This window comes from Streptomyces sp. NPDC104371 (genome assembly GCF_055583785.1).
The window spans coordinates 297477-315525 of sequence record NZ_JBVJNF010000008.1; the positions used below are offsets into that span (position 1 = coordinate 297477).

Genomic DNA, 18049 nt, shown 5'->3' on the forward strand with positions numbered 1-18049 from the left:
GATGCCATCTTCCTGGCCCCAGATTATCGAGTGGACCCGCTGCTGACCCGGTACGTCCAGTCCCGGGCCTTCCGCTCGCACGCGGCGTCAACCCGGCTCAACTACGCCACGGATATCGCTCTCCTCCTGACCTTCCTGTGGAGGAGGGGGAAAGGCTGGCGTGAGGCGGTGGAGCGCGATGTGGAGGACTTCGAGTACTGGCGGACCCGGGCACCGGAGAACCCAGAGCGGATCGGCGGGTCGAAGTGGAATCGCGAGCTGGCCGCGTTCACCGGCCTGTACCGGTGGGCCCTGCGGGAACAGCTGATCACAAGCTCTCCGATCGCCACACGGCAGGTCGTCGGGTACCGCGGGGAGCCGGTCACCGTTCCCGCCGCTCGCGCCAGGGACAGCCGGCCAAGCAATGTGCACTGGCTGACTCCGCGAACCTGGCGACTGTGGCCGGACGTCGGTCTACGCGGGTTCGGCCGGGACGGGATTCCAGTACCCGGGTGGGCGGGGCGCCTGGAGGACAGGAACACATCGTTCGTCGACCTTCTCACCTCTTCCGGGCTCCGGCGTCAGGAGGCGGCGGCACTGCTGACGATCGAGATACCTACGCGGCGTCTGGCCGGGAGCCGGTACTGCCACGACACGGTGGCTTCGGAGAGTTCTCGAGGCAAGCGGTCGCGAACCTTTTACACCTCGGTTCGGATCGTCGATCAGATTCAGGACTACGTAACTTCTTCTCGGGCGTGGGCGGTTCGCCAGGCTCAGAAGCGCGGTCTGTACGACCGGTTCCCGATGAGGCTGATCACCGAGGTGACGGAGGGGCTGAGGCCGCGGGTCCGTTGGCGAGGTCCCAATGGCCAGGGGGAGCGGGCACTCGACCTGCTGACCTGGCAGGAGCGCGTCACCCTGTTCACTGAAGGACCTGAAGGACCTGAAGGACCAGAGCCGTTGTGGCTGTGGTTGAGCGAGCGGGTGCTGCCCTTCTGCCCGCACTCATGGAACGGGGTCTTCCGTATCGCGAACCGGCGTTGCCGGGAGGTTCTCACGCCGCCTGACCGTACGCGCGATCCTCACCGGATGTACGCCCCGTACGCGACGCCGCACGCCGGGCGCCATTCCTTCGCCCTGTTCATGCTCGTGGTCCTCAACCACGTGATGGACCAGCGGTACAGGCTCAGTCCCGAGGAGCGGCGCGACTTTCGTCTGCTGTATGGCGATCCATGGTTCATGGTGCAAGGTCTCCTCGGTCACGCATCCCGGGAGACCACGATCCGGCACTACCTCGCGCCGGTTCGCCGTCTGCGGCTGGAGTCGCTGCTGACTGCGGCACCGACCCCCATGGACAGTCCTGCGACGAACATGGACGACCTGTTCATGCAGGTCGCACAGGCGGCAAAAGGTATCCAGGACACCGAGACCGCACTGACACCCACGGGAGAGCGGGCATGAGCAGGCGAGGCCGCAGAGCGGCCCTTCCTCCTGACGGCGCAGTCTTTCCTGATCCTGCTGTTCCCGACGGGCTGCTGGTGGAGCACCGCAACCACGAGGGGCGCGTCGCCTCCTACGACTTCTCCGCTCTGTCGGTAGCTGAGCCTTTGCAGCGTTCCCTGGCAGTGCTGTTCGCCAGTGAGTGCCGTGCTGGCTGTTGGTCGGCTCACGCCACGTCCCGAGCCCTGTGGCGAGAAGTCGGACGGTTCACGACGTTCCTGACCGAGCAGCCGGACTGCCCGGGCGACCTCGATGAGGTCACGGCCGGCCTGGTGCGCCGCTGGAGGCTGGCGAAGATGGCCTCCGCTGGTGGCCGCCAAGAGGTCCGCGCCGTCAGCAAGCTGCTACGCGGGGACGGCCGCCTGCAAACCGGGCCGGTGGCAGAGCTCCTCGCTCGCCGGGTGCCCGCCACGCGAGGCACCGTTCAGTCCTACGACACCGCGGCCTTCGATCACGTCGTCCGTACCGCCCGGCAGGATTTCCGAGCGGCGCTGCTGCGGATCGAAGAGAACAGCCGCCTTCTGCAGCGCTGGCGGGACGGCGCGGTCGACCCCTGCGAGGACCAGTGGTCTCTCGGGGAGGCCCTGGACTTCATAGCGCGCACGGGAGACGCTCCGCGGGCCGTTGACCCGCGGGGATGCCGCTACATCCCGGCGAAGTGGCGCCGGGCTCTGGGCGGGATCGCGACGGTACAGACCTGGGGGCGGCTGTTCCTTTCCAGGTCCGAAGCGGTGTCGCTGGCCGTGCTCCTGCTCGCGGAATTCGGGTGGAACCTGTCGGTGATCGACCGAGCCAAGGTCCCGATGGCTAGCCCCGATCCCGGACTGGACGGAAGGCCGACCTACCGTCTTCCCGTCGAGAAGCGCCGCCGCGGGCCGGGACGCTGGTACGAGACCGAGAACGTCACCGATACCGGGTCGGGCTCTGCTGGCCGGCTGATCACCCAGGCGCTCGCGGCCACGCATTTCGCCCGCGCGGCGGTCGCCGCCCAGGATCCCGACACCGATGTTCTGATCGTCGCGCGCACGGCGAAGCCCACCATCGTCCACGGTGACCAAGACCGCCGCCCGCCGGTCGGCCCGTTCGTCTTCGGCATCGCCCATGACGACGTCAAAGCCTGGGCCAGACGGCACGGGCTACCCGGCTCACCGTTTCAGCGCGGCCGACGCACGGTGGTCTCGCGCGTGCACGGCAGGCCGCTGCAGCACTCTCAAGCCACCCACGACCGCCGCTACGTCCTACCCGACCAGCACATCCAAACCGAGGCCCGGCCGGTGATTGCAGCCGGGGCGCAGGCCGCGCTCGAGCAGGCCCGCACCGCGGTGCTGCTTGCCCAGCTGGCTGAGGCAGCCGATCCGGCGGACGCCCCGACGGCTACGGCCGACTGCCACGATGCCGACGCCAGCCCCTGGCCCGACGACGGCGGTTGCGGCGCGTCCTTCCTGATGTGCCTGGGCTGCCCAACGCCCGCGTCCACACCGGTCACCACCCCCGGCTCGCCCATCTGGAGCAGGCCCTTTCCCAGCTGCGGACCGCCTTGCCCCAACCGGTATGGGCCCGGGACTGGGCCGAGCATCACGAGCGGCTGCGCGACCTTTGGCAACGGCTCGGCGACGGCCAGCGCCGTACTGCACTGACGCAGGTCACGGACGCCGACCGCGCCCTCATCGAGCTTCTTCTGAACGGATCCCTCAACCCGTGACAGCCAGCCCCCAGCATCTCGACGCCGAGCTGCCGATCCCTGCGGCCACCAGCCCCGTGGTTCTGCCGCACCGCGTTCAGGCGCCCCAGCACGCCCACCTCAACAGCCGCTACACGGACCCGGTCTGGTCCCTCGCACTGCTGGTCGCCAACCCCAGCAGCACCCGATTCTCCATCCACTGGGGCAACTGCCCCACACCATTCCTCGGGCAACTGCGGCTGATCGCCTGGACGATGATCAATGGGGAGCTCCCCGCCACCTACCTGCGCGAGCGCGGAATCCGGATGCGCAGCCGCCGAAGCGCCAGCGGGACCGGGGACACCGTGCGGCAATGGATGCACCTGGCCCGCTGGCTGCACGAGCGCGGCGTGTCCTCCCTGGCGGACTGCAACGTGCTCCTCCTGCACGCCTACGGCCTCCATCTGAAGGACACCGGCACCGCGTCGACGTTCAGGCGGACCCGGGACATCCTGCGCGACCTGTGCCGGCTTTGGGCCTTCGACCAGGTCAGTGCCCGGCCCGTCGGCATGGCCCGCCCGCCGTGGGATGAACCCGACCTGGTCGCCGACTATCTGCCCGAGGACAGAAGCGAGCGCGGTGAGAACACCACCGAACCGCTCGCCACGGCCACCATCGCGCCCCTCCTCAGCTGGGCGATCCGTCTCGTTGACGACCTCGCCGAGGACATCCTCGCGGCTTGGGCCGAAACGGCCCGGCTGACCAAGGCCGCAGCGGCCAACCCGGCCGACCGCCACGGTCGTGACGCCCTTCACCGTCTTCTGCAGCCCGCTCTCACCTCCGGTGCCGCGATCCCCGCCGTTCGCAAGGGCAGCAGGTTGGAGGTGGCCCGCACCTACCTGGCCGGCCGCACCGGCGCCTCCCTTCACCAGGTCAGCCGGCTTTCGCTCGTTCACGGCCTGCGCCAGGCCGTGAACGAGCGGCCTGGTCCCTGCCCCCTCGACGTCCCCGTGACCGGAACCATCGCCGGCAGGCCGTGGCGCACGCATCTCGACTTCGCCGAAACCCCGGCGCTCCTTCGCCACCTGGGAACCGCCGCGTTCATCGTCTGCGCCTACCTGACCGGCATGCGGCCCGAGGAAGCGCTCGCCATGCGATCGGGCTGCTGTCCCGACCCGGAAGCCGACGACAGCAAGGTTGCCTGGCATCTGATTCGCACCCGCCAGTTCAAGACTGCCGTCGACGAGGACGGCAACCACCTGTCCTCCGGCGTCGTGCGGGAGGTCCCCTGGGTCGCCATCGCTCCCGTCATCGCCGCGATCCGCGTCCTGGAACGCATCGTGCCTCCCGGCGAGCTGCTCTTCGCCAGCGACTGCCACCGCGGTGCCACCCGCCACCGCGGCAAGGCCCTGGGCGGCGACGGGATCCGCGAACGCATCACCGACTTCATCACCTGGGCCAACCAGGAAGCCGCCCGCCACGGCCTCACCAGCGAGCTCATCCCACCGGATTCGGCCAGGCCGGTCACCCCGGTGCGTTTCCGGCGGTCCCTGGCCTGGCACATCGCACGGCAGCCTGGCGGCCTGGTCGCCCTCGCCATCCAGTACGGCCACCTGCGCACCGCCCTCGACACCGACGTCTCCGGTGGCTACGGCACCCGCTCCCGCCGCGGCATCCACGACCTCATCGACATCGAGACCGCCCTCCACACTGCCCACACCGCAGCCGACCTCCACGAGCGTTACAGCCGCGGCGAAGGCGTCTCCGGCCCCGCCGCCCGGCAGGCACTCCACCAGGCGAGCACTACACACCGCTTCGAGGGCACCACAGTCAAGGCGGACTTCGCCCGCAAGTACCTCTCGCGCGACGGGACCGTCCTCTACGACAACCCGCACGCCCTGCTGCTCTGCCGCTACAAACGCGACCTGGCGCTGTGCGAGCGCACCACCGACCAGACCGCCCCAGCCCTGGACCGCTGCATCGCCGGCTGCGGCAACATGGTGCGGACCGATCTTCACGCCCAGCAGCTCCGCGCTCGGGCCGACAGCCTCGCCTGTCAGGCGTCTCATCAGCCTCATCCGATCGCCCGCCGCCTCCTCACCGCGGCTGACCGCCTACGGGGCTTCGCCAACACTCACGACCGCACCCGCATCACCAGTCAGGATCAACGCTCATGAGTCCGGCACCAGATGAACGAGACCGCATTCGCGCGGCCATGCAGCGCATCCTCACCGGCACCCCCGAGCACTCCAACGGGGCCCTGACCATCGTCGCCCTCGCCATCGAGGCACAGGTCCCCCGCAACGCTCTCACCCAGCGGCATCCGGATCTCCGCAACGAGTTCTACGCCCACGTCAGGGAGCGAGGGGCTGTTCCCGACGCTGAAGCCCGACTGCGCTCAACGATCGTGAAGCTGAAAGAGACCATCGCAAATAAGAACGAGGAACTTGCCCGCTTGCGTGAGGATGTCCCCGCGCTGGTCCGTGCACTCAGCCAGCTCACTGCCGAGAACGAAGCACTGCGTCGGCAGCTGCAGCTGCCGACGCCCAGCGTCATCCCCCTCCGGCCGAATCGGCAGGGTTGACGCGGCTTCGGCGAAACCTCAACTTTCGCTCTGAAATGCGCCGTTCTGCGGTTGGTCGGGGACATGTGAAGCCATGCTGCCATCATGAGGCGGACGACGGCCTCGACGCAGTGAGGCTGGGGCCAACGGAGGTCTCGTCTGACGCGTCGACGCCACAGGAGGGACGACCACCGGCCGTCACTCAGTGTGCAGGACACGGGCGATGGTCTGCCGTGCCGCCGCACGAGCCGGCAGCACCGCACCCAGCGCGGCGATCACCACCCCGGACAGCACCAGCAAGGTCATCACCCCTGGGTGCCACACGTCCAGCATCCGTGCAGGGAAGGTGAGTTGGGCCGCGTGCTCAGTGATCGGGATCACCACGTGGTACGCCGCGACTCCGAGCGGCAGTCCCAGGATCCCGCCGACCAGCCCGAGTCCGGCCATGGACACCACCATCATCACCGTGACCTGGCGTGGCGTCATGCCGATCGACTTGAGCATCCCGAGGTCGCGCCGGCGCTCCCGCGCGTTGAGTACGACGGTGTTGAACACGCCCATCGCTGCGACCAGCGTCAGCATCAGGGTCAGCACGGAGGCGGAGCTGATGACGGTCACGGCGTCCGCGTTCAGCATGGTGTTTTTTGTCGGGTAGAGCCCCGGGTCGGCGGCTTGTACTGCCTTCGTGTAGTCGTTGAAGTCGGCGCCGCGGGTGAGGCGCACCCAGTACTGGTTGGCCTGCGCGTGCGGTGCCAAAGCGGTCACCGTCGACCAGTCCGCGCGCATCCAGTCCTCCGGTCCGGCCAGGATCTCCCCGACCAGGGTCACGCGCTCCTGGCGGCCGTCCGCCGCGGTCAGGGTGAAGGAGTCGCCGAGCCGCAGCCCCTGTTTGGCGAGGAATCTGCCGGAGGCCACCACTTCGCCGGGTCTGCTCATCCAGTGGCCCCGCGCCAGGCTGTCCGGGGGAGTAGACCGTCCCCCGCGCACGCCCTCGATCGCCACTCCTTCGCTCCTGCCGAGGATCCGTACGTTGATGAAGCCCACTGCGGCCACGTCCGCGACATGCGGCAGACCGTGCAGGAGAGTCTGTGTCGCGGCGTCGTTGTGATGCGGGGCGGTCTGATCGAACCTGGGCTGTCCTCGCCAGACGGTCGACTGTGCCTTGCCGTAGTCCTGTTCCGCGTGGCCGTAGGAGACCATGGTGGCCGACAGACCGGTGGCGAAGGTCACCGTGGCCACGCCGAGCAGGACCGAGGCGACGGTGAGCAGCGCCCGTCCGGGTCGGGCGAAGGGCAGGCCCAGGCCGAGGGTCACCGAGCGCGGCAGCCGGACCCCGCTCAGCCACCGCTGTACGGCCGGTCGCCGTCCACCGTGCGGTGCGCTGCCCGCGCTGATGGCGCGTGCCGCAGAGAGCTGGTGTGCGCGCTGGGCCGGGATCAGCGCTGCCAGCAGTACCGTCAGGGGCATGCCGAGTGCGGCGGTCGCGTACGCCCAGGAGTTAATCGTCGGGTGCACGGTCGCGGTGCCGAGTTGTGCGCCCTGGAAGACCTGGTGCAGCAGCGGCGGTGCGACCGCCCCGCCCAGGGCCGTGCCGACCCACGCACCCGCCGTGGCGGGGACGCAGACCATCACCAGGTAGACCGCGACGACCTGGTTGGGCGTGAAGCCCAGGGACTTGAGGACACCGATGTGCCGGAAGCCGGAGACGACGGCGCCGCTGACCACGTTGCCCACGATCAGGACGGCCACCAGCAGGCCGAGGATTCCGAAGGCCATGAGGAACGGCACGTACGCGTTGGGATTGGCCGCGACCTGCGCCTTCAACGTCAGATACGACTGGTGGGCGACCAGCGTTCCGGGCGGCAGGCCGGCGCTCACCGCCGAAGTGTCCTCACTGATCTGACGGACTGTCGCGGCCCGGTCGAACCGGTAGAGCATCTGATATCTCGTGGGGTGCAGGGCCGTGATCTGCAGCGGGGAGACCCATGCCTGCGCGGTGCCGCTCACGCTGGAGGCGAGGCCCACCACGGTCAGGGGCCGCTGCCCGGGCAGCCGGATCCTCTTTCCGATCGGCGAGTGCGGCCCGGTGCCCATCCCGGGCGCGTCTGGCAACGCCAGCACGATCTGGCCCGGGCCGGTGGCCCAGTGCCCGGCGAACAGGTCCAGTCGGTCGACGTCGCCACCGGGGTCCGCCCGCCCGACGACTGTCAGGGGGCCGGGCGCCATTCCGGGCATCTGGGACGCCGCGCTTTGCGGCATGTCGATCACGGCTTGCGAAAACGGCCCGGCCGAATCCCGTACACCCGGACGTTCCGCAGACCGCTCCAGTTCCGCGCCGGAGACCTTCGCCGCGTCGAACGTGGCAACGACGTGCGCGCCGTGCGCCTGGCCGAAGAGCCGGTCGAAGGGACCGGACGCGACATCGAGCAGGCCGAGGGCGACCACCAGGGCCGTACTGGAAACGAGGACCACCACGGCGATCACGGAGGTCTGGAGCCTGCGGCGGCGCACGGCCGCGCGGGAGGCCCTCCACACCGCGCTCATGCCGACCGCTCCAGGGTCCGCTCGCTGGTGATCCGGCCGTCCGCCATCATCACCAGGCGGCTGGCGCAGCGGGTGGCCAGCGTCTGGTCGTGCGTCACCAGCAGCAGGGTCTGGCCGAGTTCGTTGAGGTCGATGAGAAGATCCATCACCTGCTCGCCCGCGTGGCTGTCCAGCGCGCCGGTCGGCTCGTCCGCCAGCAGCAGCGCGGGGCGGTTCATCAGCGCGCGGGCCACCGCCGCGCGCTGGCGCTCGCCGCCACTGAGCGCGGCGGGGTAGACGTTCCTGCGGTCGGCGATGCCGAGTTCGTCCAGCAGTTCCAGCGCCCGGCGCCGGGCCTGCCGGGTGGGCGTTCCGGTGAGCTGTGCGGCCAGGGCGACGTTGTCGATCGTGGGCAGGTCGTCGATGAGGTTGAAGAACTGGAAGATCATGCCGATCCGGCGGCGCCGGAAGAGCGCCAGCCCGGTCTCGTTCATCGCGCCCAGGTCCTCGCCGTGCACGTGCACCGAACCAGCACTCGGCCGGTCAAGGCCGGCGATCATATTGAGCAGCGTGGACTTGCCGCAGCCCGACGGCCCCATCACCGCCACCGCCTCCCCGGCGCCGATCTCCAGCGACACCCCGTTCAGGGCGACGGTGTCGCCGTACTCCTTGCGTAGGTCGCTCACCCGGACGATGTTCTGCTTGCGCACTGCCGCCGGACCGGCGTCCGCAGTCGTGCCGCTGATGTCTTCGGTGGTCATGGCTGGGACGGTAGGCGGCGTGGGCAGCCCCGAGCGTCAGCCCCCGGAGGTATCCCGCGGCGGCGGTCATCCTGGCGATGTACGGGGTGGCCCCGGAGAGGGACGCCCGCTCCTCGGCGGACTGGCACGATGGGCGACGTGTGGAGATCGGAGACGGGCTGGCTACTCATCGCCCTGGCGACCGTGAGCCTGGCGATGACTGGGGCCACCGCCCTGCTGCTGGCGCGCGCTCGCCGCCGCTACCGCAAGGTCCTGGAGGACCGGCGCTGGCTGCTGGAACGCGAGAGGGAGGCCGCTGCCCGCACGGCGGTGTCCGCCGAACGTGCCCGCATCGCCCGGGAGTTGCACGACATCGTCAGCCACAAGGTCAGCCTGATGGTCGTACAGGCGACCGCGGCCCGCGAGGTGCTCGCCGCCCTGCCGGACGCGGCTGAGACTGCGTTGCAGGCCGTGGAGGGTGCCGGACGCGATGCGATGACCGAACTGCGGCACCTGCTGGGTCTGTTGGCACCGTCGCCGGACGGCGACGACGACCGGACCGAGCGCGACGGCGAGGGCGACCCCTCCGCACTCGCCCCCCAGCCGAGCCTGAGTCAGCTGGGCGTCCTGGTCGACCGGATCGCCTTCGCCGGCCTCCCGGTCGAGGTGCGCATCTCCGGGGAACCGCGCCCGTTGCCGCCCGGCATCGACGTCACCGCCTACCGGATCGTGCAGGAGGCGCTGACCAACGCGCTCAAGTACGGCGACGGCGGCACGGCGACCGTGATGGTGCGCTATGCGGACCACGGTCTGCGGGTCGAGGTGCTCAACAGTGGGCCGAGCGTGCTGTCCGCCGGCCCCGCGAGCACGGGAGCCCGATCCGGTGGCCACCAGCGCCGGAACGACGGAGCGGGACACGGCCTGATCGGTCTACGCGAGCGCGTCGCCGTCTACGGAGGCCACTTCGACGCCCGACGCCGCGTGGGAGGCGGGTACCGTGTCCGCGCACGCATCCCCCTGGAGCGCCCGTGACCCAGCCCGCCGCCGACCGCCGCATCCCCCACGCCCCGAACCGGATCCCGAACACCCAGGAGCCAGGACCGAACCCGAGCAAGGAATCCGTCGCCCCGCGAGTCCTCATCGCCGACGACGAGGAACTCATCCGAACCGGCTTCCGCCTCATCCTTACCTCGCGCGGCATCGAGGTCATCGGCGAGGCCGCAGACGGCGTACAGGCCATCGCAGAAGCCGAACGACTACACCCGGACGTCCTCCTGATGGACATCCGGATGCCCCACCTGGACGGGCTGCAAGCCGCCAAGCGCGTCCTGCGGCTGCTCCCGCACTGCCGGGTCCTGATGCTTACCACGTTCGACCTCGACCGCTACGTCTACGCGGCGCTCGCCGCCGGGGCGAGCGGCTTCCTGCTCAAGGACGTCACCGCCGCCCATCTCGCTGCGGCAGTGCGGCTGGTGAACACGGGCGACGCGCTGCTCGCCCCCTCGATCACCCGCCGTCTGGTCGAGCGCTACGCGACCACCCACGAGGCCGACCAGGCTGGCCCAGCGCGCCACCCCGCCACTGCGCCGACCGCGGCCCGAACTGCCTCGATCCACCGCGACCTGGCCGCGCTGACCCCTCGTGAACGTGAGGTGCTGGCCCTGATGGGCCGGGGCCTGTCGAACACCGAACTCGCCGAAGCCCTTACCCTCAGCGAAGCCACCGTGAAGACCCACGTGGCCAGAATCTTCGCCAAGCTCGCCCTCCGTGACCGCGCCCAGGCCGTCGTCCTCGCTTACGAGACGGGCCTGGTCACCCCCAGCAGTCCCACCGCCGAATGACACCCCTTCCCCAGCACGCAGCATCGACGCCCGCCAGTCCTCTTCTCGCACCTGATCTGCTCCAAGAACAACAGAGTCGAGAAGGAACGCCGGCCAGGTCCGCGCCCTGGCGGCACCGGACCATGACGAGCCCGAAACGTGCGAAGCGGATGACGCGAAGCCCATCCGCAGTCTGCCGCGTGATCTATTCCCCTGGCAGTTCCTCACCCGGGGGCACCACTCACCGTGTCTCGGCGAACATCGACTCGATCGGAGGAGTCCGGGCCACACCGTCACTTCAATGTGGTGTTGGCCGCCCTCGCGCGGTGATCGGAGCGAGTGGGCCCAGGTCAGGGCTGTGGTGGCGTGGGGATTCGACTGCAGATGGGCAGGGCAACGAGGGTGGCGCCTTGGCGCAAGGCGTCGTTTTCGAGGGCGAGTTGCTGGATGGGGGCCCTCGACCTCTACATGTCCCGGCGCTGCGACTGCGGCAGCCTCGTGCTGAACGACGACTCCAATCCGATGCGGGTGGAACGCCATCTGCGGGCTGGTGAGTTGTCCTGTCCGTCATGCGGCCTGCAGGGCAGCCTGCGGGCGGGGAAGCGAGGCGTTGGGATGGACTGCCTGCCGGGTGCGGCGACGAGTCATAAGCATGATCGCGGCAAGGGTGAGCATCGCTTCGGAGTGCTCGGGCCGTGTCTCGTAGTCCCGAACGTTCCGACGTGTGTGCAACAACCACGCCAGCGACCCCTCCACTACCCAACGCCTCGGCAGGACTACGAATCCCTTCGCGTCCTTGGGCCTGCTCACCGTCTTGATCGTCAGATGGAGAAAGGACTTGGCCCAGTCGACGAGCGTGCCAGCGTAGGCCAGGTCGGCCCAGACGATGGTGATTTCGGGGTGCATCAGCCGCAGGCGGAAGAGGACTTCGCGGGCCGCGACACTGTCGTGCACGTCGGCCGGGGTGACCATCACGAACAGCAGCAGGCCCTTGGTGTCCACGACAATATGTCGCTTCCTGCCCGGGATCTTCTTCCCCGCGTCATACCCGGACGTGGAGCGCGGGACGGTGGCGGCGACCTTGACGGACTGCGAGTCGATCACCACGGCCACCAGGTGCGGGGACGTCCCCATGCTTCGCCGGATGCGGCGCCGCAGCTGGTCGCGGATCACGCTGACGTTGCCGACCTTCTGCGTACTGGGCACCACGCCCACCCCCTGCCAGGCGGGTCGCCAGACCACACCAGTCATCGCAGCCAGCAGGCGACGGTGGCGCTTTCAACACGCCGACTTGCCAAGGAAGTCGAGGACGGCGGGGTCCGCCTCGGCCTGCCAGGACGGGACTGCGGCCTCGTCCTGGCGTGGGTCCCGGTCGTCCAGAGGGAGCCAGCGGCCCATGCCTGGTTCTGTGGCGGTGACGCTGAGCAGGTGTTCCATGCGGGTGCCGCAGCCCGCGCAGTCGGGCCAGTCGGGCGGCTGGGTCCACCCCGGGTAGCCACCGACCTTGCTCTGCCGCGTGGTGGCCACCTCGAAGTAGTCGTAGCCCCGTTCTTCCTTCAGAGCCTCGAACCGTTCGTCGAGCAGTTCGCCGAGTCCCTCCGGCAGGTCCCCGTTGGGGTATTCCACGGCCGGTGTGGGGGACACGGTGCACGGGCGGGGCAGGAAGTCCTCCTCCGCGGTGTGCGGGCGGGGCGGTTGTTCGGCAGCGGCGTCGGCGGCCGCCAGGTCCGAACTGCGCCAGTGGAGCCGGGGGTTGGCCGCGTACTGATCGTCCATATGAACGAGCGGGCACCACAGGATCTGCAACAGGTCGGTACCGGCGGGAAATTCGAGGCCGGGCACATCCCGCGCGTAGAGCTGGACGACGGGGACCATCGCGACCGGCTCGGGCCCGACGGGCGCGCTGAGCGGCTTGTAGTGGTCCGGTTCGGCGCACATCGGCCAGGGCTCGTCAGTCGGCCACAGCAGTGGTCCGCCGATGGAGCTGTCACCCGGGCCCGGCTGCCCGGCCCGGGGGTAGAGGAGTGTGACCTCGCGGGCCGTACCCGTCAACTCCGGGAAGACCGCCTCGACTTCGAAGGGGATCGGCGCCAGCGGTCGCGGCCCGGTCGACCGGGCGAGTGCGATGTCCTGCGGTGTGTGCCCTGACGGCATGAGGTCTCCTGCTGCTGATGGTCGTACGCCGCCGATCTCAGCCCCCGCCTCCGACAACCGACGCGCCCATGTCTTCGCTGTGGACGAGGAGTTCGCGCTGCCACGCTTGCGCCGCCGCTGTGCTGCGGGCGACAGTGGAGGAGGCCCTGCGCTACAACACCGTGCGTCCGTTGCTGACATGGGCTCCTCGCTGTCAGGCTCGGCGGGCACAGGACGTGAGGCGATCGGCGAGGGCGATGACGAGGTCGCGGAGTTCATCGGGGCGCTCGATGACGAACGGCCGGTCGAGTGCGGCGAGTACCGGAGGCAACCAGTCGAGCCGCTCGGCCCGCAGCTCGACGCGCAGCCATCGCTCGGTCGCCCGGTCCTCCTCGGCCGCGGACCCGTGCTCCTCCAGGCTCGCGACGCTGGCCGGGAGGTGGGCGCGGATCTGCTCGACTGTCCCGTGGATCCGTAGCGTCACCTCATGCCGGTACTCGGCCGTGGCGAATCCTGACAACACGCGCTGTGCCGGAGCGGGACCCTCGGGCGCTTCGAACGAGCCGGGCAGGGTCCGCGCGTCCGCGATGCGATCGAGCCGGAAGGTCCGGTCCTCACCGACCTGGGCGTCCTCGCCCGTGACGTACCACCGGCCCGCATGGGCGACGATCCCGTACGCGTGCAGGGTGCGGTCGCTGCGCCGTCCGGCACGGTCGGTGTAGCGGATCGAGACCGGTCGGCGGTGGCGCACCGCGTCGGCGATCGGGAGCAGGACCCCGGCGTCCGGGGCGTCGAACTCGCCGGGCTGATCCGTGAAGGCGAGAGCTTCCAGGAGTGCGTCGAGCCGACGGGCGAGGTGCTGGGGCAACACCCGCCGGATCTTCGCCGATGCCGTCTCGCTCGCCGTGCGCTCCGTCGTCGTCAGCCCCGCTCGGCGGCCGGCGACCAGGCCGAGGAGCACGGCCAGCGCCTCGTCGTCGCTGAGCATGAGCGGAGGCAAGCGGTACCCGGGAGCCAGCCGGTACCCGCCGTAGCGGCCACGCACCGACTCGACGGGCACGTCCAGGTCGATCAGATGGTCCACATACCGCCGCACGGTGCGCCCTTCGACGCCGAGCCGGTCGGCGAGTTCCGCCACGGTCCGGGTGCCGCCCGACTGCAGCAGTTCCAGGAGTGTCAGCACGCGGCCGGTGGGTCGAGGCATGTCCGCAGCCTAACGCGAATACAGGACCGATTCTGTCCACTATTCCTCCTAGTCTGCGACGTGCACGCCTTCAGCACGGCCAAGGAGATTCCCATGGACTTCGTCTCGATCCGCATCATCACCAGCGACGTGGCGCGCCTCGTCGACTTCTACGAGCGAGCCACGGGGGCGCGGGCGACGTGGGCCACCGAGGACTTCGCCGAACTCAAGACCGCGGGCGCCACCCTCGCGATCGCGGGCACCCGCACCGTCCCGCTGTTCGCCCCGGGCTCTGCCCGCCCGGCGGACAACCACAGCGTGATCACCGAGTTCCTCGTCGACGACGTGGACCGCGTCCACCAGAACCTGACCGGCTTCGTCACCGACTTCGTCAACGGGCCCACCACGATGCCCTGGGGCAACCGGTCGCTGCTGTTCCGCGACCCTGACGGCAACCTCGTCAACTTCTTCACCCCCGTCACCCCGGCGGCCATCGAGAAGTTCGCACGCTGACGCCACGCACAGCCACGTACAGCCGCGCGCACGGGAGCCCCGAGAACCCGGGGCTCCCGGTGGTGGAGGCGCTGCGGCGGCAGACCGGACACGGTGTGCTCGCTGCGTCATTCCCCGAGGCGACTGCCCGCTGTCGTCACCGCGTACCTTCCTTGCCTCTCCTGGAGGGAAGGCGGTCCTCGGCGTCGAACTGCGCCAGGGACCGTGCTCCCTGGAGAAGCGCCTGCTCGAGAGAGCGCAAGAGCGCATCCTCCAGGCCTCCCAGCGCTTCGGCGAGGTCTTCCGAAACATCCCGGGTGATCTCCTCGGCCACGGCATCCACCGGAGCGCGGGGGCCCAGCTTGCTGACTACGGCGGCGGCGCGAGCGGGCGTGAGGAGTGCCGAGGCATGGGCCAGGAGCCAGGAGGGAACTCCGGCGGCTCCCTGCGGCGGTGGTAAGTAGGGACGTGCGCCGTCGAACCGCTCGTCCTCCGCGAAAGCCCTCTGCTTCACCTTGGCCACCGGGCGCGTGCCTGTGTCCGCGGAATCCGCCTCCAGCCACTCACCGGCCGGTTTGAGGACGTAGCCTTCGGCGAGATTGTCCACCAGTTCGGGCAGCCCGAAGAGTGCCGGAACCCTGGTGGGGAAAGCGCAAGGCAGCTCCTGGAGCTTGTTCAGCGCGCCGTACCCGAGCGCGGGAGGGCAGATGAGCCCTGCGGTCGCCGCGGCTTCGCGCAGAGCACGGTCGGAGATCCAGCGGCGTCCCTCGGCCTTCTCGACCGACGCGTCGAACGGAAGCCAGTGCAGGCCCGGCACGTACCAGACGCCCGTCTGCACCGGCTCGGCCCCGGCAACAGCGGGAACATCCGGGTGCGGGTAACGCCCACCGGCCAACTCACCGTAGATCGTCACCACCGCGGCGTCACCCCACGCACCGCGCAGCGCGGAGGCGAAACGGGCCGCCGCCACCGACAGCACCGGCCAGATCCTGCTCACGCCGAAGAAGCCGTCCAGCGCGTCGTCGTCCAACAGCTCACGCCGCTTCGCCGGACGCACCTCCGTGCCGTCACACACCACCGCGAAGTGCGCACCGTGCACCTTCTCCACCGCGACCCACTCCCGGACCCCGGACACACCAAGCCCCCCTCTCGCGGAGACCTTGGGATACGGCCGCAGCCCGGAACCCGTAGACGCAGCATCCAACATGAGAGGGATCATCACTCCGCATCGCACCCCGGGCAACCAGGATTCCCGGCATGGTGGTCAGGAACGCGTCGATGTCGTGCGCGTCCACCCATGCCCGGTCCGCCGCGGGGCCGACCGCCCTGCCCCGCCACCCCTCCCCGCGGGCCTCTAATATCATTGCGCGTTCTCCGACGGACGATGACACCCGCGGTCATGTCCGCCGTCCAACATCCAACGCCCGACACGACACGACGACGTCCACCGCCTGGCGATGGAGTCGAGCATCGAGGAGAGGACCGTTCATGCGCGCCCGGAGCATCGCCACGGCCACCGCAACAGCATTGGCGCTGGTGGCCGCCCGTGACCTTGTCCAGAAGAAGCACGCATTGCTCCGGAACTTCCCGGTGATCGGGCACGCTCGGTACCTGCTGGAGATGGTCGGCCCGGAGCTGCGGCAGTACATCGTGACCTCCAACGACGAGGAACGTCCGTTCAGCCGTGACCAGCGAACCTGGATCTACGCGTCGGCGAAGGGGGAGAACAACTACTTCGGCTTCGGCACCGACAACGACGTCGAGCACATGCAGGGGCACGCCTACCTGAAGCAGCGCACGTTCGCCACCGGCGCCCTGCCTGACGTGCACGACCCGCAGGCCCCACTGCCCTCGGCGAAGGTGCTGGGCGGGCCGCGCGGGCGCGCCAAGGCCTTCCGTCCGGCGAGTGTGGTGAACATCTCGGCGATGAGCTTCGGATCGCTCTCCGGCGCGGCGATCACGGCGCTCAACAAGGGCGCGGCGCTGGCCGGCACGATGCACAACACGGGCGAGGGCGGCCTCTCGCCGTACCACCGCAACGGTGGTGACCTCATTCTCCAGATCGGTACGTCGTACTTCGGCTGCCGCAACGAGGACGGCACCTTCAACCTCGACAAGCTCAAGGACGTGGTCGCCGGCGCCCCGGTCAAGGCAATAGAGATCAAGCTCTCGCAGGGCGCCAAGCCCGGCCTGGGCGGGATGCTGCCGGGCGCGAAGGTGACCCCGGAGATCGCCGAGATCCGCGGCATCCCGGTCGGTGAGGACTGCGCCTCCCCGTCACGGCACACCGCGTTCAGCGACGTCGACTCGATGCTCGACTTCGTCGAACTGCTCGCCACCGAGACCGGTCTGCCGGTCGGGATCAAGAGCGCGGTGGGGGAGATGAGCTTCTGGCAGGAGCTGGCCACGCTGATGGCACGCGGTGACCGCGGTGTCGACTTCGTGACCGTCGACGGCGGTGAGGGCGGCACCGGGGCGGCACCGCTGATCTTCAGCGACTCGGTGTCGCTGCCCTTCCGGATGGGCTTCTCCCGGGTCTACGGCACCTTCGCCGAGCTGGGGCTGACCGACGACCTGACCTTCATCGCCTCCGGCAAGCTGGGCCTGCCCGAGAACGCCGCGGTCGCCTTCGCGCTGGGCGCCGACATGATCAACGTGGCCCGTGAGGCGATGCTGTCGATCGGCTGCATCCAGTCGCAGAAGTGCCACACCGACACGTGCCCCACGGGCATCGCCACCCAGAACGCGTGGCTGGCCCGCGGCCTCGACCCGGCCTCGAAGGCCACCCGGGCCGCTGTCTACCTGCGCACCCTGCGCAAGGAGCTGCTGAAGGTCTCGGCGGCCGTCGGTGTCGCCCACCCGGCACTCATCACCGCCGACGACATCGAAATCATGAACGGCGACTACGAAGCACGCACCCTGGCCGGCGTCTACGGCTACAAGGACGGCTGGGGCCGGCTCGGCCCGCGCCTCGCCGAAGAGATCACCGCGCTGCTCGCCGCCGACCCGGCCTCCGTACAGAAGCCGACCGTCTGACGCGCGCCGACAGCGACGAGCACCGCAGCCGACCGGTGTGGCCGCGAGACGCTCGACACGTGTGAGCAGCGGCAACCGGTCGGCTCCCGGAAGCGCGGCGGGCTGCCCGGCACGCGCCCAAGGGCTGTGCCGGGCAGAACCTCAGAACGGGGGTTCGTCGGGCCAGGCGGCGGGCGGACGGAGACCGGGTCGCCGGAGGACGGCCAGGGCGGCTTCGACGCGGCCGAGACTGATCAGATGGTCGGCGAGGTCGTGGCGGTTGGCCGGGGAGTGCGGTTCGAGGACGGCGACGGCCTCCTCGGTCCGTCCGGCGGCGGCGAGCAGCTCGGCGATGTGCGGCGCCGCGTACGAGGTGGAGCCCTCAGGGTGGGCACGGGCCCGCTCGACCGCTTCGTCAACGCGACCGCAGGCGGCCATCAA

General features: G+C 69.8%; 14 protein-coding genes and 1 pseudogene. 8 read left to right on the top strand and 7 right to left on the bottom strand.

The genetic code is table 11. The annotated features are described in order from the left end of the window. Positions 1-30: 30 nt before the first annotated feature. The 4 genes from ACZ60T_RS24985 (at position 31) to ACZ60T_RS25000 (ending at position 5723) form a co-directional block, all read left to right on the top strand. On the top strand, positions 31-1440 hold the full coding sequence (locus tag ACZ60T_RS24985) for a site-specific integrase (protein WP_469667922.1): 1410 nt from the start codon (positions 31-33) through the stop codon (positions 1438-1440). Continuing rightward, entirely contained in the window at positions 1437-3116 is a 1680-nt protein-coding gene (locus tag ACZ60T_RS24990; protein WP_469667923.1) for a hypothetical protein, read from the top strand. The genes ACZ60T_RS24985 and ACZ60T_RS24990 overlap by 4 nt, the downstream gene beginning before the upstream one ends. 61 nt (positions 3117-3177) lie before the next feature. Continuing rightward, positions 3178-5316 carry an integrase gene (locus tag ACZ60T_RS24995; protein ID WP_469667924.1) on the top strand — a complete coding sequence of 713 codons (2139 nt, stop codon included), beginning with the start codon at positions 3178-3180 and terminating at the stop codon, positions 5314-5316. After that, complete coding sequence (locus ACZ60T_RS25000) at positions 5313-5723, top strand: hypothetical protein (protein WP_469667925.1); 411 nt, start codon at positions 5313-5315, stop codon at positions 5721-5723. Before ACZ60T_RS24995 ends, ACZ60T_RS25000 begins: the two co-directional genes overlap by 4 nt. Before the next feature lie 177 nt (positions 5724-5900). On the opposite strand, the gene ACZ60T_RS25005 is transcribed toward ACZ60T_RS25000, so the two are convergent. Both ACZ60T_RS25005 and ACZ60T_RS25010 read right to left on the bottom strand, forming a co-directional pair. Continuing rightward, the gene (locus tag ACZ60T_RS25005; protein ID WP_469667926.1) at positions 5901-8246 is read right to left on the bottom strand and encodes an ABC transporter permease; all 2346 of its coding nucleotides are present in this window, start codon (positions 8244-8246) and stop codon (positions 5901-5903) included. Beyond that, positions 8243-8986 (bottom strand): ABC transporter ATP-binding protein, encoded by a 744-nt coding sequence (locus tag ACZ60T_RS25010; protein WP_469667927.1) that lies wholly within the window; start codon positions 8984-8986, stop codon positions 8243-8245. The genes ACZ60T_RS25005 and ACZ60T_RS25010 overlap by 4 nt, the downstream gene beginning before the upstream one ends. 129 nt (positions 8987-9115) lie before the next feature. Between ACZ60T_RS25010 and ACZ60T_RS25015 the strand changes: the two genes are divergently transcribed. Together ACZ60T_RS25015 and ACZ60T_RS25020 are read left to right on the top strand one after the other, a co-directional pair. Then, on the top strand, positions 9116-9997 hold the full coding sequence (locus ACZ60T_RS25015) for a sensor histidine kinase (RefSeq protein ID WP_469667928.1): 882 nt from the start codon (positions 9116-9118) through the stop codon (positions 9995-9997). A 44-nt stretch (positions 9998-10041) separates the two neighbouring features. Then, positions 10042-10806 (top strand): response regulator, encoded by a 765-nt coding sequence (locus tag ACZ60T_RS25020; RefSeq protein ID WP_469667961.1) that lies wholly within the window; start codon positions 10042-10044, stop codon positions 10804-10806. Positions 10807-11355: 549 nt separating this feature from the next. On the opposite strand, the pseudogene ACZ60T_RS25025 reads toward ACZ60T_RS25020, so the two are convergent. From ACZ60T_RS25025 to ACZ60T_RS25035, 3 genes and pseudogenes are all read right to left on the bottom strand, one after another. Further along, positions 11356-12033 (bottom strand): annotated as a pseudogene (locus ACZ60T_RS25025) (transposase); the annotation flags it as partial. A 30-nt stretch (positions 12034-12063) separates the two neighbouring features. Beyond that, positions 12064-12939: a hypothetical protein gene (locus ACZ60T_RS25030; protein WP_469667929.1), complete on the bottom strand. Its 876-nt coding sequence runs from the start codon at positions 12937-12939 to the stop codon at positions 12064-12066. A 193-nt stretch (positions 12940-13132) separates the two neighbouring features. Continuing rightward, entirely contained in the window at positions 13133-14122 is a 990-nt protein-coding gene (locus ACZ60T_RS25035) for a helix-turn-helix transcriptional regulator (protein WP_469667930.1), read from the bottom strand. Positions 14123-14215: 93 nt separating this feature from the next. Here ACZ60T_RS25035 and ACZ60T_RS25040 point away from each other — a divergent pair, with 93 nt between their 5' ends. Continuing rightward, complete coding sequence (locus ACZ60T_RS25040; protein ID WP_469667931.1) at positions 14216-14614, top strand: VOC family protein; 399 nt, start codon at positions 14216-14218, stop codon at positions 14612-14614. Between the two features lie 136 nt (positions 14615-14750). On the opposite strand, the gene ACZ60T_RS25045 is transcribed toward ACZ60T_RS25040, so the two are convergent. Beyond that, positions 14751-15728: an RNA ligase family protein gene (locus tag ACZ60T_RS25045; RefSeq protein WP_469667933.1), complete on the bottom strand. Its 978-nt coding sequence runs from the start codon at positions 15726-15728 to the stop codon at positions 14751-14753. Positions 15729-16081: 353 nt separating this feature from the next. On the opposite strand from ACZ60T_RS25045, the gene ACZ60T_RS25050 reads away from it, so the two are divergent. Beyond that, positions 16082-17629 carry an FMN-binding glutamate synthase family protein gene (locus ACZ60T_RS25050; protein WP_469667934.1) on the top strand — a complete coding sequence of 516 codons (1548 nt, stop codon included), beginning with the start codon at positions 16082-16084 and terminating at the stop codon, positions 17627-17629. A 141-nt stretch (positions 17630-17770) separates the two neighbouring features. Here ACZ60T_RS25050 and ACZ60T_RS25055 read toward each other — a convergent pair whose 3' ends face one another. Then, positions 17771-18046 carry a hypothetical protein gene (locus ACZ60T_RS25055; RefSeq protein WP_469667935.1) on the bottom strand — a complete coding sequence of 92 codons (276 nt, stop codon included), beginning with the start codon at positions 18044-18046 and terminating at the stop codon, positions 17771-17773. Between the last annotated feature and the right edge of the window lie 3 nt (positions 18047-18049).